The 19586-nt window shown below is 63.3% G+C and carries 17 protein-coding genes and 1 pseudogene; 10 read left to right on the top strand and 8 right to left on the bottom strand.

What is annotated here, in order from left to right:
- Positions 1-199 precede the first annotated feature (199 nt).
- From EA472_RS07880 to EA472_RS07850, 7 genes and pseudogenes are all read left to right on the top strand, one after another.
- Positions 200-1876 (top strand): methyl-accepting chemotaxis protein, encoded by a 1677-nt coding sequence (locus tag EA472_RS07880; RefSeq protein ID WP_124190961.1) that lies wholly within the window; start codon positions 200-202, stop codon positions 1874-1876.
- Positions 1873-2580 (top strand): bacteriorhodopsin, encoded by a 708-nt coding sequence (locus EA472_RS07875; RefSeq protein WP_124190960.1) that lies wholly within the window; start codon positions 1873-1875, stop codon positions 2578-2580. Before EA472_RS07880 ends, EA472_RS07875 begins: the two co-directional genes overlap by 4 nt.
- A 59-nt stretch (positions 2581-2639) precedes the next feature.
- Positions 2640-3374, top strand: a complete 735-nt coding sequence (locus EA472_RS07870; protein ID WP_124190959.1) for an MBL fold metallo-hydrolase — start codon at positions 2640-2642, stop codon at positions 3372-3374.
- A gap of 160 nt (positions 3375-3534) precedes the next feature.
- A complete protein-coding gene (locus EA472_RS07865; RefSeq protein ID WP_124190958.1) occupies positions 3535-4236 on the top strand; it encodes a phosphoglycerol geranylgeranyltransferase in 702 nt (233 codons plus the stop codon).
- Positions 4237-4378: 142 nt separating this feature from the next.
- Positions 4379-5026 (top strand): helix-turn-helix domain-containing protein, encoded by a 648-nt coding sequence (locus EA472_RS07860; RefSeq protein ID WP_124190957.1) that lies wholly within the window; start codon positions 4379-4381, stop codon positions 5024-5026.
- A gap of 168 nt (positions 5027-5194) precedes the next feature.
- Positions 5195-6182: pseudogene (locus EA472_RS07855) on the top strand (transposase).
- A 210-nt stretch (positions 6183-6392) separates the two neighbouring features.
- Positions 6393-7178, top strand: coding sequence for a hypothetical protein (locus EA472_RS07850; RefSeq protein ID WP_124190956.1), 786 nt, complete (start codon positions 6393-6395; stop codon positions 7176-7178).
- 1181 nt (positions 7179-8359) lie between these two features.
- On the opposite strand, the gene EA472_RS07840 is transcribed toward EA472_RS07850, so the two are convergent.
- Together EA472_RS07840 and rqcH are read right to left on the bottom strand one after the other, a co-directional pair.
- Positions 8360-8800, bottom strand: coding sequence for a DUF4870 domain-containing protein (locus tag EA472_RS07840; protein WP_124190954.1), 441 nt, complete (start codon positions 8798-8800; stop codon positions 8360-8362).
- Between the two features lie 154 nt (positions 8801-8954).
- Positions 8955-11123, bottom strand: a complete 2169-nt coding sequence (rqcH, locus tag EA472_RS07835; RefSeq protein WP_124190953.1) for a ribosome rescue protein RqcH — start codon at positions 11121-11123, stop codon at positions 8955-8957.
- Between the two features lie 132 nt (positions 11124-11255).
- Here rqcH and EA472_RS07830 point away from each other — a divergent pair, with 132 nt between their 5' ends.
- Positions 11256-11906: a hypothetical protein gene (locus EA472_RS07830; RefSeq protein WP_124190952.1), complete on the top strand. Its 651-nt coding sequence runs from the start codon at positions 11256-11258 to the stop codon at positions 11904-11906.
- A gap of 46 nt (positions 11907-11952) precedes the next feature.
- Here EA472_RS07830 and tenA read toward each other — a convergent pair whose 3' ends face one another.
- Entirely contained in the window at positions 11953-12612 is a 660-nt protein-coding gene (tenA, locus tag EA472_RS07825; RefSeq protein ID WP_124190951.1) for a thiaminase II, read from the bottom strand.
- A 129-nt stretch (positions 12613-12741) separates the two neighbouring features.
- On the opposite strand from tenA, the gene EA472_RS07820 reads away from it, so the two are divergent.
- A complete protein-coding gene (locus EA472_RS07820) occupies positions 12742-13575 on the top strand; it encodes a ZIP family metal transporter (RefSeq protein WP_124190950.1) in 834 nt (277 codons plus the stop codon).
- Positions 13576-13695: 120 nt separating this feature from the next.
- Entirely contained in the window at positions 13696-13917 is a 222-nt protein-coding gene (locus tag EA472_RS07815; RefSeq protein WP_243637795.1) for a hypothetical protein, read from the top strand.
- Positions 13918-14007: 90 nt separating this feature from the next.
- Here EA472_RS07815 and EA472_RS07810 read toward each other — a convergent pair whose 3' ends face one another.
- The 5 genes from EA472_RS07810 to EA472_RS07790 form a co-directional block, all read right to left on the bottom strand.
- Positions 14008-15669, bottom strand: coding sequence for a tRNA uridine(34) 5-carboxymethylaminomethyl modification radical SAM/GNAT enzyme Elp3 (locus EA472_RS07810; protein ID WP_124190949.1), 1662 nt, complete (start codon positions 15667-15669; stop codon positions 14008-14010).
- A gap of 111 nt (positions 15670-15780) precedes the next feature.
- Positions 15781-16257 carry an SHOCT domain-containing protein gene (locus EA472_RS07805; RefSeq protein ID WP_124190948.1) on the bottom strand — a complete coding sequence of 159 codons (477 nt, stop codon included), beginning with the start codon at positions 16255-16257 and terminating at the stop codon, positions 15781-15783.
- Between the two features lie 135 nt (positions 16258-16392).
- Complete coding sequence (locus EA472_RS07800) at positions 16393-16896, bottom strand: SHOCT domain-containing protein (protein ID WP_124190947.1); 504 nt, start codon at positions 16894-16896, stop codon at positions 16393-16395.
- A gap of 143 nt (positions 16897-17039) precedes the next feature.
- The gene (locus tag EA472_RS07795; RefSeq protein ID WP_124190946.1) at positions 17040-19151 is read right to left on the bottom strand and encodes a DHH family phosphoesterase; all 2112 of its coding nucleotides are present in this window, start codon (positions 19149-19151) and stop codon (positions 17040-17042) included.
- Between the two features lie 86 nt (positions 19152-19237).
- On the bottom strand, positions 19238-19501 hold the full coding sequence (locus EA472_RS07790) for a hypothetical protein (RefSeq protein ID WP_124190945.1): 264 nt from the start codon (positions 19499-19501) through the stop codon (positions 19238-19240).
- Positions 19502-19586: the final 85 nt, after the last annotated feature.

Below are 19586 nucleotides of genomic sequence, written 5' to 3'. Positions count from 1 at the left end.
TCGTCGAACAGGTTACGGCCGATCGTCGGTTCGATCGTACGGAGTCGAAACGGCACGAACAAACGCGGCGTCGACTCATCGAGACGCTGCATCGAATCTGGGTTTCGCCAACGGGGTAATCAAACGTGTGGCTAACGACGACGGGTTCCCCAACTATGTGGCCACCATCGTTAATGTACCCTACTCCACACGCTGTGGCATGACTGTGACAAACGCCCTTCTGCCGAGCCGCGTTCGACGGAGCTACACGGCAAAGCTGGGGGCAATCTTCACGCTCGTTGTCGGAGTGACGCTGGCGTTCGGCGCTGCGACGTACCTCGAGATAACGGCCGCGGTCGACAGCGGTGATCCGTCGGTCGTCGGCACCGTCGCGACGTCGTCGATTCTTGGACTGATCGTGCTGACCGTCGTCAACCTCGGACTGGTCGCCGCGACCGTCGGCGGGAACACGGCAGCGTCGCTTTCGTCGCTGTCGGCGACGGCGACCCGGATGGGAAACGGCGAACTCGACGTCGAGTTACGGACGCGCAGACGTGACGAGATCGGCGACTTATACGACTCTTTCGACGAGATGCGCCGCTCGCTGCAACAGTCGCTCGAGGAGACGGAAACGGCGCGCGAGGAGGCAAATGAAGCGCGACGAAACGCAGAGCGCGAGCGCGAGCGGGCCGAAGAGGCAAAGCGGGAGGCCGAACGCGAGCGCGAGCGCTTGGCGGACGTCAATGCCGCGCTCGAGGCCGACGCCGAGAGATTCAGCGAGGTAATGGCCCGATGTGCAGACGGCGACCTCACCGCCCGGATGGACCTCGACAGTGACAACGAGACGATGAAATCGATATCGACGTCGTTCAACGAGATGATGGACGGCTTCGAATCGCTTGTCGGCCGCATTCACCGATTCGCGACCGACGTCACGGACGCGAGCCAGGAGGTTCGCTCGAACGCCGAGCACGTGATGGAACGAAGCGAGGAAGTCAACGAGACGATCGAGGAGATCTCCCGCGGCGCAGACACGCAAACGGAGCGGATTCAAACGATCGCGAGGGAGATGGACGACATCTCGGCGACGACAGAAGAGATGGCAGCCAGTGCAGCCGAAGTGGCCGCGATATCTCGAGACGCAGCAACCGCAAGCGAGAGCGGACTCGAGACTGCACAAGAAGCGATCACGGAGATGAGCGCAGTCGAAATCCAGACCGAGGAGACCGTCGAGACGATCGAACTCCTCTACGAGGAGATCCAGGAGATCGGGGACGTAACCGATATCATTGCGGAGATTGCTGATCAGACGAACCTGCTCGCGCTCAACGCCTCGATCGAGGCGGCTCACGCCGGCGGGAAAGCCGGAAGTAACGGTGATGGGTTCGCCATCGTCGCTGACGAGGTAAAATCGCTCGCCGAGGAGACCAAAGCGGCGACCGCCGAGATCGACGACTCGATCGAACGGATTCAAGACCGAACCGAAACTACCGTCGAAGACGTCAGGGAAACGAGCGAGCGGATTTCGAGCGGCGTCGAGACGGTAGAGAAAACTGTCGGCTCCCTCGAACGGATTGTCGAGGCCGTCGAACGCGCAAACGCTGGCATCCAAGGAATTAACGAAGCGACCGACCAGCAGGCGTCGTCCGCGATCGAGGTAGGAACAATGGTCGACGACGTCTCGGAAATTTCGGAGGCAACCGCGGACGAAGCAAGTGACGTTGCAAGTGCAGCCGAAGCTCAATCGGCGTTGGCCCGTGGCGTCTTCGGGCGAGCAGAGTCGCTCTCGGACGACGCCACAACGCTCCTTTCGGTGCTCGGTGACACCCGAGTGTCGAACGAAAGCGTTGGCGGAGAGTCAAAGACGGTCCTGAGCCATGGAGGTGAGACGGCGTGATCGATCCGACGAGCGTGTTCTGGCTTGGCGCGTTTGGAATGGGTGTCGGCACGGTCGTTTTCGTCTGGAGCGGCGTCACCGGCTTCGGAACTGACGCCAGGTACACTGCAGTTCTCGCGGCGATCAGCTCGATCGCGATGGTGGCGTACGTGACGATGGGCTTGGAGATCGGCTGGGTCTCCGTCGACGACCGGATCGTCTTCGTGCCGCGTTACGTCGACTGGATACTCACGACGCCGCTACTGTTGGTATTTCTCGGAATGCTCGCTGGAAGCAATCAGCGAGAGCTTGCGCTCGTCGTCTCGGTGAACACCGTCGTGATGGTCGGCGGCTTCGTCGGTGCGCTCCTCACGGGACCGCTTCGGTTCGGGCTATTCGCGCTGGCGACGGTCGCGTACGCTATTATGTTGTACCTGATCCTGGGATCGATGAGCGAGCGCGCTCGACGACGAGAGAACGGCGTCAACTCACTCTTTACGAGTCTCAGGAACCTTACCGTCGTGCTCTGGTCTGTCTATCCGCTCGTCTGGTTACTTGGTCCGCCCGGCATCGACGCACTAACGATTCAGGTCGACGTGATGCTGATCACCTATCTCGACCTGCTAACCAAGGTTGGGTTCGGACTTATCGCGATCAACGCGAGCACAATTATCCACGGTGAATCGGGATCGGAGATCGTCGGCGAGGTTTCGCGGTCGGGCTGAACAGCGACGACTATCGAGTCGTCGCAATTCTTTTGCCCGGACCGGGTGCACCAACGCACATGCGCGTCACCTTTCTCGGCACGGGAAGCGCGATGCCGACCGGCGAGCGGTTCCAGACGGGACTGGTCGTTCAGGAAGATGGCCGAACGCTTCTGATCGACTGCGGTTGCGGGGTGCTTCACCGCCTCCAGCAGTCGGGTATCGGCTACGAGGCCGTCTCCACCGTCTTGCTCACTCACCACCACCTCGATCACGTGGCGGACCTGCTCCCGCTGATGAAAGCCCGCTGGCTCGCCGGCGAAGAACACCTCGAAGTCGTCGGACCCCAGGGGACGAAAGGGCTCGTCGACGACCTGCTGTCGGTCCACGAGTACATGCAAGATAAACTCGACCTCCAGGTCAGGGAGGTCGTCGCGGGCGAGTTCTCGGTCGCCGGTTTCGACGTCTCGGCGTACGAAACCCGCCACTCCCTGCCCTGTCTGGCCTACCGCTTCGACGATCGGTTCACCTTCAGCGGCGACAGCGAGGCGTTCGCCGGCCTCGCGAACTTCGCGGACGGGTCGGCGATCCTCGCTCACGACTGCTCGTTTCCCGACGACGTGGACGTCTCGAACCACCCGACCCCGGACCTCCTCGGGCGCGAACTCGCCGGCCGCGAGATCGGTCGGGTCTACCTCACCCACCTCTACCCACACACCGACGGTCGCCACGGCGAGATGCTCGAGTCGATCGGCGCACACTACGACGGCGACGTCAGGTTCGCGGAGGACCTGACGACGGTGACGATCGAGTAGTCCGCTCGCCGGACAGCGGACGTGCCGGCGGTCGACGTCCGATCCGGTAACTCCGGCGGACGAAGGCTCGCAGGGCCACCGCGTCCTTCGAGGCCGACGGGCTACTCCCCGCGTCGGCCGATTCGTAGCGTTTTTGCTGGTTGTCGGGAAACGGGGCGGTATGTCTACCCCCTGGGACGACTGGAATCACGTCCTCAAGATCGATCCCGACAAGGATCTCCCCGAGGGAACCACCTACGGCGATCTCTGTGCGACCGGCACCGACGCGATCGAAGTCGGCGGCACGATGGGCATCACCGAACGGAACATGGAAGCCGTCGTCGACGCCTGCGCCGAACACGACGTCCCGCTCTACCAGGAACCCTCGAGCCCCGACGTCGTCATCGACAACGACGCGCTGGAGGGGTATCTCATTCCGACCGTCTTCAACGCCGGCTCTCCCTTCTGGATCACGGGCGCGCACAAGGAGTGGGTGCGCATCGACGACGGCCTCGACTGGGATCGGACGACGACGGAAGCGTACATCGTCATGAATCCCGAGGCTGACGTGGCGACGTACACGGAAGCCGACTGCGATCTGGACGCCGACGACGTCGCCTCCTACGCCACCGTCGCCGAGCGGATGTTCGGCCAGGAGATCGTCTACGTCGAGTACTCCGGAACGCTGGGCGAAGAGGAGATCGTCGCCGCCGCGGGTGAGGCGACCGACGAGGCGACGCTGTTCTACGGGGGTGGCATCCACGACTACGACTCGGCGTACGCGATGGCCCAGTACGCCGACGTGATCGTCGTCGGCGACCTCGGCCACGACGAGGGCGTCGAGGCCGTCCGCGAGACCGTGGAGGCCGCCTCGGACGCGTGACGTATCTCGGGGTTGCCCCCGAGGCACTCACCCTGCTCGATCCGTCGACTTCGACGCGTAACGATTGGTATTAGTCGTTCGAGCGTCCGAAAAAGCGCTTTTGGCCTAAACGGTTTTGCGTCTTCGCACACCACACGGTGCAATGAGTCTGCTCGCTGAGTTCGAAGCGAGATCACCCGAGTTCGTCCTCGGCCCGACGTTCGAGGCGGTGCCGTCGCTCGTCGTCGAAATCGAACGACTGTACGCGCTCGATCCGGACCGACCGATCGCGTTCTGCTGGACGACCTGTCGGGACCGCGATCGGCTCGAGGAGGCTCTCGAGGCCGACGGGACGATCGACCAGTTCGAGCGGATCGCCGAGCGAACCGACCGAACGCTGTATCGGCTGCGCCGGAGCGATTCGGGCGTGATACAGGCGTACCGGCAGTGGGTCGCCGCCGGCGGAGAACTGCTCGACTGTCGCGGGTGTGACGCCAACTGGGAAGTCGAGATGCGATTTCCCGACCGCGAATCGTTCGTCAGCTACCACGCGTTCCTCGAGGACGAACGCGTCGAGTTCGAGTTACACCGTCTGGCGAGCGGGGCGGACGCCCAGTGGCGCGACGCGGGCGGAACGGTGACCGACTCCCAGCGGGAGGCGCTCGAAATCGCCTACGAACGCGGGTTCTTCGACGTGCCGCGCGAGACGACCCTCGCGGCGATCGCCGACGTTCTCGAGATCTCTCCCCAGGCAGTCAGCGAGCGATTGCGGCGGGGACAGGCGCGGCTGATCGAAGAGAACGCGTTCTGAGACCGGCGGAGTACTCGACGGACCCCCGTCGAACGTCGATCGATTATCTCGGTTCGACGCGGGGACGACGCCACACGATAACGACCTCGAATTTCTCGCGGAGCGTCGTACCGACGTACGAGCGTGTCATAGAAAGCGTCACGTACGAAGCAGCAGGGTGCGCAAAGTGTGTCCAACACAAGCGCAACCCTGCAAGACCTGGCTTCGGTAGACGACTTCTTGAATGTCGCGGCTACCGAGACAGTACCACTGTTCGAGCACCTTGAGTTCGAGTTTCTGCTGGAGTACGACGTGTTCGCCCCTCGAAGCGGGGGCGAACACGAGTTCACCACCCACCAGACCTTTTTCGCGGCTTTCTACACTGCTACTACAAGGACATCTACGGCACACGTCTGGTTGGACGAGAACTCCAGCACGGCCTCGTTTGGTGCTATTGCGGACTCGACAAACCACCTTCCAGAGACACGATTGATCGGTTTCACACCGACCTCGAACACGTCGTTGACGATGTCTTCGACAGGCTCGTCGAGCAGGCCGCCGCCCGCGGCCTGCTCGACTCCATATATTCCATCGATTCGACACACGTCGAGGCGATCCAGTACAACGACGCTGCCTCGTGGAACGACGATCCAACAGCCGAAGCGTACTACTACGGCTTCGGCTCTACGATCGTCTCAACTGGCGCAAAGACCCCGATAGCAGCGGAGTTCACACAGGCCAAAAGCAGACTAAGAGACGGCGATGCGCGTCACACGTGACGCACTCGCCGTCGATACACCGATCTGGATGCATGGAGACAGCGCCTACAACATCCTCGATTGCCACGACCACCAGCTGACCGCAGGGCTCGTGCCAATCGCCCCATACAATCTGCGAGACACTGAAAACCCGAAAGACATTGAGTACAGGATCAAAGACCGAATCGAGGAACACAGCGAGGACGTTCAGCTGAAACAGTCCATCTTGGACGAGACGTACAACAACCGGACAGGAGTCGAACGAATCAACGACGAAGTCAAGGACTGCGGCCTCGGGCACGTCCGCGCCCGAGGCCGCGTCCACGCACGAACAGAAGGTCCCTTGCGCTGTGTCTCCGGCTCGTTGTTGCAATCACTAACTACAACGAGGAAACGAATCGGGCTATGAGAAGCTATGAGGCGGGTTCTGTAGACGCCCCACCACACTAATTTTAATATTATATTATTTACTTTATAAATAAATTAGTTTTATATTTTTTGTGTTGCTAGATATATCCTGATTATAAAATTCCAATATATTATAGTAGGAATGTATTGGTGTGTCTCGAAACAACAACAGAGAGTACCGGCGAAAAGTATTGTTGAGTACCGCCGCATTCAGTAGTGCAGTGATCGGAACGAGCGGTGTTAGCGCCGACCCAGGTCCAAATCAGGACGACAATCGGGGCAAACCGGGACGGGAACCGCCGGAGAACAAACAGCCCACCGAAGAGGAATGGGAAGAAATCCTTCAAGAAGAAGAGGACGACGACGTAATACTCGTTGAGCGGCCCGAGACCATCCGCGAGGAAGTAAGGGCCCCACGCAACGATAATATCGAAGCGATTCAAGCGTACTACAACAAACTTGAACGGAACGATTTCCGCGGATACGATGGGCCTCCTGAAGGCAGTTACATTTACGCAGGACGGTTCAAGAACGCGACCCCGTTATCTGAACAGGTCCACGTGCAAAGTTTCGATACACTTCGAAACACGTGGACTATCGGTTCGGTTCCGAGCGTCGTGCCCCGGTACGGTGGCGAATCGGTAGAAGTCGGCTACGATATCGTCATCGAATCGTGGCCGGATCTCGGTGGCGAACTGAATATTATTCTCATCGTCGGTGGGACCGAAGTGACGATCATCGGCGGCGGTCTCGGGGCAATTGGCGATGACGAAAACCCCATTTGTGCCACCGGGAGCCCACCGAAAGTTCCCGGCGGGTTTTCCGTTTGTCTCGGCGGGACGATCACCAGCGACGGATTTAATTTCGGAGTCGACGGAGAACTGGCGATTCCTGACGAAAACCCGTGTAGCCCCTTCAACTGTCAGCTCGCAGCCAGTCTCGATTTCGATTGTAGCGTTACCATGAGCGATGACGGAGCGAGTATCGGCTGTAATTCGCCGCTGTAAGCGCGATTAATTGCCGACAAGCGAACCGATCGAACACGTTCCGCTGGAGCCGTTGGTTCGCTCGAGTCGCTACCTGATCGGGTGTTGGCGCACGGGTTGTACGAACTACTGTGGTCTTCTCGGGCACGTTCGTTCCCAACTCACTCGTTTTTTGTTGCTCAGAACCGAGATTTCGCCAATAAGAAAGTCGATGTCGGTGGATATTTTATGACTAGTTCGCAGACACGATCGACCTATTTTCAGTCCGTCTTTCCCCGCCCAAACCGATCCAGGTGAGTGCCACTCATACGAACACGTAGCCGTACCCGAGCACAACTACTGCACTCAGTGCGGCGACACCAAGAACCAATTCCCTGCCGCCGCGCTTTGCGAACCGCCACGCTGTCGCCCGCTTCGGAACGTTGTAAATCACGATCGACGATGGCTCCGATCCGCTCTCGACGATAGCGTCCGCACCCGTTTCCCATCGGGAATCAGGTTCGACCGATCCGCGGACGTAAATCGATTGTCCAGACTCTATTCGTCCCTCGACGAATCGACGATCGTTCCGCACGAGCCACGTCGCGATGGCGCTCAGTATCGGGACTGAATCGAGGACAGGGTCTTGGCTGTCGACCGCGGGAGTCGACTCGACGTACCGTGTAATTGGCTCCGGGAGATCACGCCACGGCATGTGTTCGTACGTTTCCGTCGAAAATTCGAACTCCCCGCTGGTCGGGTCGACGCGGACGCGCCCGGTCTCGTCTTCGAGGAAAAATTCCACAGCCTCTGTCCCCTCATCGAGAAGTGCGTACTTCCCGTCGCTCGATCGCGGTGCGTCCGCGGGTGTACTCGAATCGATCCGCTCTTTCGTTCGATAAATGTAAGCGAGACAGTCAGTTCCCGAAAACGGCGCTGTAACGGTTTTCGAGTCGATTGGGGCAACAGTTCCCTCGAGTTCGACCATCCCGGAGTGATCGACCGCCTCCCGAATCGGAGTCCGACAGCGCTGGCGAAGCGTATATGCCGATCGAAACGAGCGGCTGGCGCGATACAAATACAGTCCACCTATCCCGAGAACGCCAACTGCGAGCACCAGGATCGCGATCGAAAGTAGGGTGGAGATCATGTCGGAAGGCCTCTACTCCAGTGACGTCCGTTCCTCAATCAGTAGTTTGCTTTTTTGTCTGGCTCCATACCGGTCAAACGATCGTTGGGGCCAGTGGATACGTCCACTGGTCCGTCTTGCTCGCTTTCAATGCAGCATATAGACAAAAGGCGACGTCGGCTACTACCAACGCGACGATGAGTAGGATCGCAAGAAGCGCAAGCGAACCGGAGACTGTCTGGAGAATAACACCGAGGATGAACAGTGTCGCGAACGCACACAGAAAGAAAATTTGCCAGTTGAGTGCGTTTCGCGCGTTTACTTTCGTCGACTCCTCACTGGAGACCAGGTAGATGATTCCGGCACCAATGGCGCCGAAAAAGAGTCCGACCACGTGAACAACGATTCCGAGCGCGGTCGTTCGATCCGATGGGGATTTCGATAGCTCGGACGTATCCGACATACTTCTGCGTTCACCGACTGTTAATAAATATTTGTCGGAGGTGACGATAGTTTCACCTACTAAAGAACTCATCTATCCAAGGATCATCTTGCAGGGTTTGAGTGCTGCTGGACACGGCTTCTCAACCTTGCCCTTTCGTGTGCGACGTATTCTACGACACCCTCACGTACCGGTACAACCGCGATCCGTCTGCGGTCTCACCGACGACGACCGACGGCAGACCGCCTCACTCCTCGGCGATCCGACTGCCACCGGGGGGCATGAAGTGCTGAATCCGATCCGGACTCGCGATCTTTCGGACGAACGTCTCGTCCTCGAAGCGCTCGCGGAACCGCCGGTACAGGCGTTTCGCCGCGTCGGCCTGGGCGTATCGGCCCGGCTCGAGTTCGATCGTCGCCGCCGCCTGCTCTTCGATCGCCGACGGCGGGCCGCCGATCACGCGGGTGTAGGGCTCACACTGGATGCCGACGGCGACGCCGACCGGCGTGTCGTCGTAGTACGTCCGATCGCCGCGGATCGCGAATCCACCCTTCTCGAGGTACTCGCCGCTTTCGGGCGTCTTGGTCACCTGCTCGGAGTCGACCGCGTAGACGTCGCCCGCGTACCGACCGTCCTTCCAGACCGACGAGTACGACACTGCGAACTGAGCGGCCTCCTCGACGCTCGACTCCGGCAGTTCGATGTCCGACGACGACGCCTCGCTGGGATCGGTCGCTTTCAACACCGTGACGGGGCCGCCGTGAGCCTGAGTGTGCAAGACGGTGTCGCCCGGCTCGAGGTATTTTTTGACGAGTTCTTCGTTCTGATCGGCGTTGCGGCCGCCGATGACGAGGTAGCCGTCGCTGGTGTGAAACCACCGGAACCGATCGAACCAGGGTTCGTTCTCCCGGATCGGAATCGAGGGGTCGGCGAGCCAGTCGCGATCGTCGTCGTCCGGGTCCGCTTCGTCGGGGTCGTCACCGTCACCGTCGTCGGCTTCCCACCGCTCGCGCCGGCGCTCGACCTCCTCCAGGTTCTCACGGGTGTCCTCGATCGCGGCGAGGGCACCCTCTTTTTTCTCCTCGATGCGCTTTGCTTCGGTGTAGAGGCGATCCGCGTTCTGCTCGAGGCCGTCGTGAGCGAGCAAGTCGATCCGCTCGTCGTCGAGCTCGACGGTGACGATGCCCTCGCCGGCGTCGATTCCGACGACGGCCTCGGCGGCCTCGATGCCGCGGTCTCTCCCCTCCTCGAAGCGCTCTTCGATCTCCTCCCAGGAGCGATCCCGCTCGCGAGCGTCCTGAATCGTCGAGAGGACGTCGTCGACGAGGCCGTACCTGGCGTACAGTAACTCGGCGTTTTCGCGCATGGATTCGGCCTCCCGTTCGAACCCCTCGATCGCGCCTCGTTGCTGTTCGATGATCCGCTCGTATTTGGCGATCTCCTCCTCGAAGTCCGGTCGTTGATCGGTCGGGTCCGGTTCCGACTCCTCGTCGAGTTCGAGTCGGACGAAGTAGTCGTCGAGCGCCGCGAGAAACGAGTCGTAGGCCTCCGCGGCCAGCTCCCCGCGTTCCTCGAGCGGAAACGGAGTGACGTCGAGGACGCGGGCGCTGCTCGAGTCTGGCGCGTCCTCGGTCCCGCCGTCGGCGGCGCTTCCCTCTTCGTCCGGTCGCTCGAAGTAGAGCCGGGGCTCGAAGTTTCGGTTGCGAACGTCGAGCGCGAGGCGTTCGATCGCGCCGTAAAGTCGGTCGTAAACCCCGTCGTCGACGTCGGCGATGTCCATCGCCTTCTCGACGCCCGCGCGGGTGCAGACCTCCTCGCCGTAGAGTCCCCCGAAGTTGAGCTGGGTCGCGAGCGTGCGAACGACGTCCGTGTCGGAGGTCTCCATCTCGCGTTCGAACGCCTCGCGGTCGATCGTCAGCGGATTCGTCCGCGTGTCGGGAAACTCGTAGCGCGAACCGGGGACGACGGTTCGGGACTTCAGGCGGACGGTCTCGAGGCAGTCGATCACCTCGTACTCGCCGTCGGTGACCGCGACGTTACCCTGGCCGAAGAGTTCGACGATGATCCGGGTAGTGCCGTCGTCGCGTTCGAAGACGAACTCGAGGATGCGATCGAACTCGTACTGGGAGACGCCGGCGAAGTCGGCCCCCGACAGGCGGTTTCGAAGCATCATCGCGAACTGCGGCGGTCGTCCCGGCGCGTCGGGGACTCGCTCGGGGGTGACCGTGTGCGCCCGCTTGACCTCGCCGACCTCGAGCAACAGTTCGACTCGGCCGCGATCGAAATCCCGCATCTTCAACCGGACGAGGTCGTCGCCGTAGAGGTAGGCCTTGTCGACTTTCGCACCCTCGTAGGTCCCCAGCTCCCCGACGAGGGCGGCGAGGTCGACGCTCGTAAGCTCCCGCTTTGGATCCATACCGTACACTGCCCGGTGCTGTCAAAAAGGCGTGTCGCTCCGTGCTGGCGGTCGCCGTCTCTCGGTGTCGACGGATCGATCGGCCGCAGCCGGTCGGAAAGGCTAATCCGGACCGGGACGCTTCACTCGAGCATGAGCACACCGGCGGGGTGGTCCGAGATCAACGAACTCCCTGCGTTTTTCGACCGACTCGAGGAGACCGGCGGCGTGCCCGTCCGCGACTTCCTCGAGCGCCTGGACGACGAACACGACCTCGGCCTCGAGATCGACGGCATCGTCTACCACGACAGAGGGATCCGCGTGCCCGGCTACGACGCGACGTTCGTCCACGAACCGACCGGCTCCCGCGGCCGACCGGCGTTCAGCGTCGAGGTCGACGCGATCGGTCCCCGGAACGCCTGGGAGATCTTCGACGATACGCTGACGTGGAACGCCTACCTCCTGCGAACGGAGGGTCTCGCGGCGATCGCGTGGCTGAGCGACGAGGAGTATCGGGTCGAGGAGGCCGACTACTTCTCCAGCAAGCGCGAGGCGGTGTTGGCGGGCCGGTTCTCGTTCGGCGTCTTCGTACACAGCGGCGAGGACTGGGAGCAACAGGTCGAGCGCATCCGGCGGACGAACGCGCCGGCGTTCCTCCAGAGCGAAGACGGCTCGACGGTGCTCCCGTCGACCCAGTCGGAGTTCTACGAGTACGTCGACTCGACGCCCACCGAGTTCCGGACCAGCGGCGGCAACGCCCCCTCGTACCTCGGCGTGCTCGGACTCGAGATCACGATCGATTGACCGACCTCGAGATCGACGGACCCCGGTCTCCGATGCGGCCGATCGGTTAGATGTCCCACCCCTCGAGCGTGTAGGCCATCTCCCAGAACCGGTACTCGAGTCTGGCGCTGGTGAGAAACGCGTCGGTCATCGCCTCGTGCTCGCCGGGATAGCGCTCGCCGCAGTCGTCGACGAACTCCCGACACCAGGCCGTCGCCTCGCGGAACTCCTCGCCAGTGTACGTCTCGATGAACGGCGTGTAGCGGTGTTCCTCCTCGGCCAAGTCGGCCATGTGCTCGGCGACGTCGAGGTAGCCCTGCATGCACGGGTACAGCGCGGCGGCGATCTCGGCGATCGATCCCTCGTAGGCGGTTCGGACGAGGAAGCTGGTGTAGGCGACGCAGGTCGGCGCTTTCTCGACGGTCTCGAGTTCCGCGCGCGAGATACCGTAGTCGGCCGCGAACGACCGGTGGAGGTCCATCTCGTGATCGAGCACCTCGTGGGCGACGCCGAGCAGGTGCGTCATCGTCTGCTCGTCGCGCGCTTTCGCGCCGGCGATCGAAAACAGCCGCGCGTAGTCGAGCAGGTACCGGTAGTCCTGTTTCACCCAGTGTTCGAACGCCGCCTCGTCCAGCGTTCCGGCGGCGAGTTCGCGAACGAACGGGTGATTCAGCTGTGCCTCCCAGACGTCGGTCCCCTCCTCGAGGAGATAATCGCTGAACGACATTCCGACCGGTACCGACGACGGGAAACGTGATATAACCGACCGATATGAGCCGATTGTACCGGCGTGCCAGCGTGCTCATCGCGCGGTCGTCGACGGCAGTCATATCCGTTCTCGAACCGAACGCGGGGTATGACGTCGCTCGGCGAGGTCGTCCTCGTCGCCGCGGTCGCGGGCTGCGTGACCGGACTCGGGGCGCTCCCCGTCCTCGTCACCGACCGGGTCAGCCACCGGGTCTACGACGGAGCGCTCGGCCTCGCCGCGGGAATCATGGTCGGAGCGGCGGTGTTCGCGCTCGTGTTGCCGGGTCTCGAGCTGGGTTCGCCGTTCGAAGTCGTCGCCGGCGTTCTGCTGGGTGGGGGCTTCTTGCTCGCCGTCAACGCCGTGTTACCGCACGTTCACCTCCGATTTCGGGGCGAGCGACTCGAAGGAACGGCCGTCGTCGACGGCGCGATCGCGGACGGTTCCTCGAATCGAACGACCCGAGACGACCGGGCGACCGAACCGGCGTTCGACGACCTGCGCCGAGCGGCGCTCGTCGGCGGAACCGTCACGATCCACAACGTCCCGGAGGGGCTCGCGGTCGGGATCGCGTTCGCCAGCGGCGAGACCGCGCTCGGATTCGCCATCGCGACGGCCATCGCCGTCCAGAACGTTCCCGACGGGTTCGCGATGGCCGTTCCGGCGGCTCGAGCGGGCGTCTCCCGGAGCAAGACCGTCCTCTACACGACGCTGTCCGGCGGCGTTCCGGAGCCGATCGCCGCGGCGGTCGGGTTCGCGCTCGTCGCCGTCGTCTCCGGACTGTTTCCGATCGCGGCCGGCTTCGCTGCGGGCGCGATGATCGCCGTCGTCTTTCGGGAGCTCGTCCCCTCGAGCCACGGTCACGGGTACGCCGACACCGCGACGGCGACGTTCGTCGTCGGGTTCGCGGTGATGCTCGTCGTGGATACGGTGTTGGCCGTCTGATTGGCGCGTGGCGACCGGGTATCCGGACTCGCGGGAAATCGGATCGGCGGTGGGACTCGCTCGTCGGACGCGGAAACGGCTGACCGAGGAGTTACGGGCCGCGAAATCGACTCTCCGTGTATGACCGGCACCGATGCGCTCGGAACCGTTGGCCCGTACCGGATCGAGGATCTCGAAGGGGAAGAGCGGGGCCTCCGCGTCGGCTGTGAAACGCACGACGAGTGGCGGGAGTTCGAACCGGGCCGGCGGTCGGTCGCGTTCTTCTGTCCGGACTGTCGCATCGAGATCGAGGTCCGCCTCCACGACGACCTCGACTGGCGGGACTGGGGCGAACGGTGTTGACCCTGGAGGGCGACGCCCCGGCCCGATTCGCCGGCGGCGGCCTGGACGTGGGCCCTCGAGCGGCCGCGAGGGGCTCGCGTTCGGGGACGGCTACAGGCGCTTGCTCACGTACGGCCCGTCCTGATGGTAGCCGAGTTTCTCGCGGTAGTACTCGCGCGCGCCGATACCCGAGATGACGCTGAGTTTGTCGTAGCCGGCGTCTGCGGCCAGTTCCTCGGCGCGCTCCATCAGCCGGCGGCCGTATCCCCGATGCTGGTGTTGATCCGTCTCGCCTTCGTCGCCCATCGAGACCTCGCTGCCGTAGACGTGCAACTCGCGAACGAGCGCGGCGTTCTCGAGTTCCGGTCGCACCGGGTCGCCGGGAAACCGCAGCCGACAGAAGCCGACCAGCAGGTCCTTCTCGAAGTCCTCGAACGAGATGAAGTGCTCCGTTCCGCCACAGGCGTCGTAACGCACGACGTCGAGGTCGACGGATTCTGGATCGTCGTCGTTCATTCCGGCCTCGCGACAGCGGATGCACTCGCAGGTCCAGCCGTGTTCGTCCATGCGCTTTCGCGCGAGTTGCCGGAGGTTCGACTTCCAGACGCCGGCGTCGATGAAGTCCGCGGGGATGTCACGCTGGACGCGCTGGAGTCGGGTGTACCGGGGGATCATGTCCTTGATCTCGGCGACCAGTTCGGCGGCTTCCTCGTTGTCGAGCGGTTCGTACTCGCCTCTGTGCCACCAGTCGTAGGTCGCCGTCCCCCGGACGATCAGCGTCGGATAGATCTTGAGGTAGTCGGGTTTCCACGCCTCGTTCTCGAAGATGCGCCGGAAGTCCTCGAGGCACATCTCTTTGCTCATCCCCGGCTGTCCCGGCATCATGTGGAACCCGACTTTGAACGCCGAATCGCGCAACCGCTGGTTGGCCTCCATCGACTCGGCGACGCCGTGACCGCGGTGCATCTCGCGGTTGATTCGCTCGTAGGTGGTCTGGACGCCCACCTCGACTTTCGTTCCGCCGAGGTCGAGCATCCGGTCGATCTGCTCGGGATCGCACCAGTCCGGCTTCGTCTCGAACGTCGTTCCGATGTTGCGGACGTCCGCCGTCTCGTTTTCCGCGATGACGTCCTCGACGTACTTCCACTCGTACTCCTCGGGGTCCTGAGCGAAGCTGACGCCCTCGGCGGGCTCCGGTTCCTTCTCGACGTCGAAGTCGTTCATCGCCTCGAGCGCGCGCTTGACGAACCACTCCTGGTAGTCGTGGCTGCGGGCGGTCATCGTCCCGCCCATCAGGATGAGTTCGACCTTGTCGACAGGGTGGCCGATCTCCCGCAGTTGCTCGAGGCGAAGCGTCACCTGTCCGTAGGGGTCGTAGTCGTTCTGGACGCCGCGGGCCGCGGCGGGTTCCTCGCCGGTGTAGCTCTGGGAGGACGAAAACTCCGAGTCGGGTCCGCCGGGACAGTACAGACACTTGCCGTGGGGACAGCGCTCGGGGGAGGTCATGATCGCGACCGGCGAGACGCCCGAGGCGGTGCGAACGGGTTTGCGCTGCAACACCGCCTCGAGTTCCTCGCGGTGCTCCTGTGGGGCGTAATCCAGCAGCTCCGAGTTCTTCGGCACTTTCGGCGCGGAGTGCTCCGAGCAGGCCGCCAGCTTGGCCTTCTCGACCTCGTCGCGCTCGATCTCGCCCGCGAGAATGCGCTCGACGAGCGTCTCACAGACCCGCTCGAAGGCGTCCGTTTCGGTCGGATCGGGCGTCTCGGTGCTCACTACAGGGCATTCGTCGCCGTCCGCGAATAAGCGTGTCGGACTCGAGACTTCCGCACCGATCGAGTCGGCGAGAACGGAACCGCCGACGAAGCGGTCGGGAGATACCGCGATTCACGTCTCGAACTCGAGGTTGGTGTCGACGTCTCGGTCGCGGTCGCGTCTCCGGTCGCGCTCCTCGCGGGCACCCCGTCGCCACCGCTCGACGTCCTCGAGCGTCTCGGTCTCGAGCAGGCGCTCGAGCTTGCGTTCGAACTGGTCGTCGGTCAACTCGCCCGCGGCGTACCGCTCGCGGAGGGTTTCGAGCGCGTCGGCGTTGTTCTCCGCCGCGTGCGGTTCGGACTCCGTCGACGGGTGATCGTCGTCCGACTCGCTCTCCTCGGCGTCGTCCCACTCCCACCACTCCTGGCGATCGGACTCGTCGCCGAACAGGAGCGCGACGAGCGGCACGATGACGACGTAGCTAACGAGCAAAAGGGGGAGCCACCACCACTGCCCCGTGAAGAGTCCGACGAGCCAGATGCCGGTGAGGACCGTCGCCGTGATCTCGGTGACGTTTTCACGGAATCGATTCGCGGGGTCGTCGGCCATGTGGACACTTACACAGGGAGACCCGAAAGATGTTTTCACGCCGACAGGGCAGCCGCCGTCGAGCGTGAGGATCGGGAGAGCGGGAGTGACGCGCGTTCGTCGGCCGGTTCCCGGGTCGGTCGCCACGACGGGAGATCAGGTTTCGTACTCGAGGTTCGAATCGACGTCGCGGTCTCGGTCGCGTCCCCGATCGCGATCGGCGTTCGCGTTCCGTCGGTCTCGCTCGACGTCCTCGAGCGTCTCGGTCTCGAGCAGACGCTCGAGCTTGCGTTCGAACTGGTCGTCGGTCAACTCGCCCGCGGCGTACCGTTCGCGGAGGGTTTCGAGCGCGTCGACGGAGTTCGAAGATTCCGCACCGGCGGTCGAGGACTCGTCGTTCGCGTCATCGGACTCGCTCGAGCCCCACCAGTCGTCCCAGGAGTCGTCGTCCCACCAGTCCCACCACGTCTCCCGGTCGGACTCGTCGCCGTACAGGAGGGCGACGATCGGAACGACGACCAGGTATCCGAACAGCAAGACCGGCAACCAGAAGCCGCCACCGCCCGGCAGAAACAGCAGTGCGAGCCAGAGACCCGTGACCACCATCGCCGCGATCTCGGTGGCGTTTTCGCGAAGTCGGCTCCTCGGGCCGTCGCTCATAGGATATGTTCGTCCACTGATTTGAAAACTGTTTCTCCTCCGATCCTATCGCCGGCTCGGGTGGCGATCCGACAGAGAGGAACCGTCGTCACTCGAGACGTTGCGGTCGGGAGGAACTGGACGTGCGTCCGTCGCGTGCGCGTTTACGCGAGCGTTTCGCCGAGCGCCTCGAGTGCGGCTTCGCGAACGGCGTCGCGCTCGCCGGGGAGGTACTCGACGTGACCGTCCTCGCCGCCGACGACGCGGATGCCGCCGTCGGGAACCACGTCGGCGATGGCCCGTCCGAGTTCGCGGACGTTCACCGGTTCGGTCGCACGGACGTGTAGTTCGTCGTCGCCGACGCCGAGGGTGACGAACGGACCCTCGTCGCGGTCGCGACGGTGGAGTTCGTCGAGCAGGAGTTTCGTCGTCGGGAAGTTGTACCGGTGGGTGAACGCGGCCGTATCGAGCACCGCCACGGTGACGCCGTCGACGGTCTCGGTCTCGAGGTTCTCGCGGGCGGTGTCGAGTTCGGTCTCGAGTTTGGCCCGGAACTGCTCGGAGACGTGCGCGGCCAGGTCGCCGTCGGTCGTCTCGTCGGTAGCCCCGTCGTCGAACAGCAGGTCGGCGACGAGTTCGCGTTTGTCCTTGTACGACTGGTAGTAGGCCTCGAGCGCGACGGCTTCGCGACGCTCGGAGAGGGCGGTTTCGTCGTATCCCGCCTCGGTCGCGAGCTCGAGGTACGCCTCGGGCGCGTGCTCCCAGTAGCTGACGGCCGGCAGGTGCTCGAGGTCGGATCGGACGTCCTCGTTGACGAGAGCGGCGACGTTCGCCGCGAGCGCCGTGGAGGTCAGCTCCGAGACGTCCGCGCCGGCGAGCGACGGAGCGACTGCCGTGGCAACGGCGTCGACGATCTCTTCGTCGGCGCGACTATCGTCGACGACGAGCGCGTCGGCACCGTACAGCGAGAGCAGCTCGTAGCCGTCGACGGACTCGACGGTCGAGCCGGCGTCGACGAGGACGACGAGCGGAAGCTGTTCGCCGTGGCGGTCGCGAGCCTCGAGCATCGCCGTGACGTCGTCGGTCGCGGCGTCCATCCCGTAGACGCGACCGTCGAGCGGCCGACGCTCGAAGTAGTGGTACTCGGCGTCGTCTCGGGTGTGTTTTTCGCGAACGAGCGGGAGAACGGCGCGTTCGATGGCGGCGCCGGCGACGTAGCCGTCGGCGGTCGCGGCGTGTCGAACGACGATAGGACGCGCTTCCACGACGGCGCGTCGAATCGCGGTCGCCGCGTCCGCAAGCTCGTCTTCGACGGTCGTGACTGGGTCGAACTCGGCGAGAGTGACGACTTCGGACGGCCGAGCCTCGCGTTCGATCGCGCTCTCGAGACGATCGACGACGGTGTCACGATCGTCGCCCGTGAGCACGTCGAGCATCTCGGTTTCGATCTGGAGGTCGCCGTTGTGGCGTTCGACCTCGCCCTCGAGAGCGACGACGTCGTCGACGTCGACGTCGGGGTAGGCCCGGACGCCGGCTTCCTCGAAGGCGGCGCACTCGACAGTTCCCGTCTCGTCGCGGAGCTCGAAAACGGTCGGACCGCTGGTCTGGCGGACGCCCGTAATCTCGCCCTCGAGACGAACGACGCTCCCAACCTGGTTCTCGATCGCCTCGACTCTGGTTCGCTTGAGCGCCGGTTCGCCGTCGTCCTCGTCGGTCGTTCCGCTTCCGGTCGCGGGCGTCGAGACGGCCGCGCTCTCGGTGGCGACGGAGCCGCCACCGGAGACGGTCTCGGCCGATGCGTCCGGCGCCGTCGACTCGCGATCCGCGTCGACCGACTCGCCGCTCGAGCCGTCGCCGGTCGCCTCCTCGTCCGACGACGATTCGTCCCCGTCGAACTCCTCGGGACGGAACTCGTCGTCGGCCGTTTCGATCAGCGATCCGCGGAACTCGCGTTCGCGCTGGCGAATCGACCAGCCGAGGTCGACGTTACCGTTGTCGCGAACGTCGAGAACCTGGACGAAGACGTCGTCGCCCGGCTCCCAGTCGAGACTTTCGATTCGCTGGTCGAGTTCGCTTCTGTGCAACAGTCCCGTGACGTGATCTCCGACGTCGATGAACACGCCGAAGTCGGCGTAACCGTCGACGGTTCCCCGGTAGTATCGGCCGGGGGTGAGCTGTGAGGGTGTGTTGCCCCGAAATTCGAAGACAACGTCTTCCTCGTGGCTCTCACAGATTTCACCGTCAACGGGTGTGCCGCAGATGATGCAGTTACCCATCTATTCGGTTCAAGCAGTTTCGCCCTAAAACGGTTGTCGAAATGCGTTCGGAACCCGCGGCGGTCGAAACTCGGCGTCGCGTCCCGTCACTCGAACACCGGTGACTCCTCCTCGAGCGCCTCGACGTCATCGACGAGCGCGCGAACGTGCTCCGGAAACAGCGACACCTGAAGCTCGTTTCCGTCGTCGTCCTCGAAGACGAGTTTGACCCGTTTGTCGCCGAACTCACGGGCCTCGGCGGACTCGACGTCGAACAGTTTGACCGTCGCGGACTTGTTCGTCGGTCCGACGTTTTTGATCGATCCTTCGTTCAACTCGACCATGAACTCCTCGAGCGTCAGCGCGAGCATACCTCGCGTACGGCCCCCGGCTAAAAAACGACACGGCATCGGCGGCGGCTGTTTCGTCGCCCGCTATCGTCGCTACCCACCCTTA

Source organism: Natrarchaeobius oligotrophus, assembly GCF_003841465.1.
In the GTDB taxonomy this organism is placed as follows: domain Archaea; phylum Halobacteriota; class Halobacteria; order Halobacteriales; family Natrialbaceae; genus Natrarchaeobius; species Natrarchaeobius oligotrophus.
Note: the sequence above shows the minus strand (reverse complement) of the source record. Positions and strands in the feature narration are given on the sequence as shown.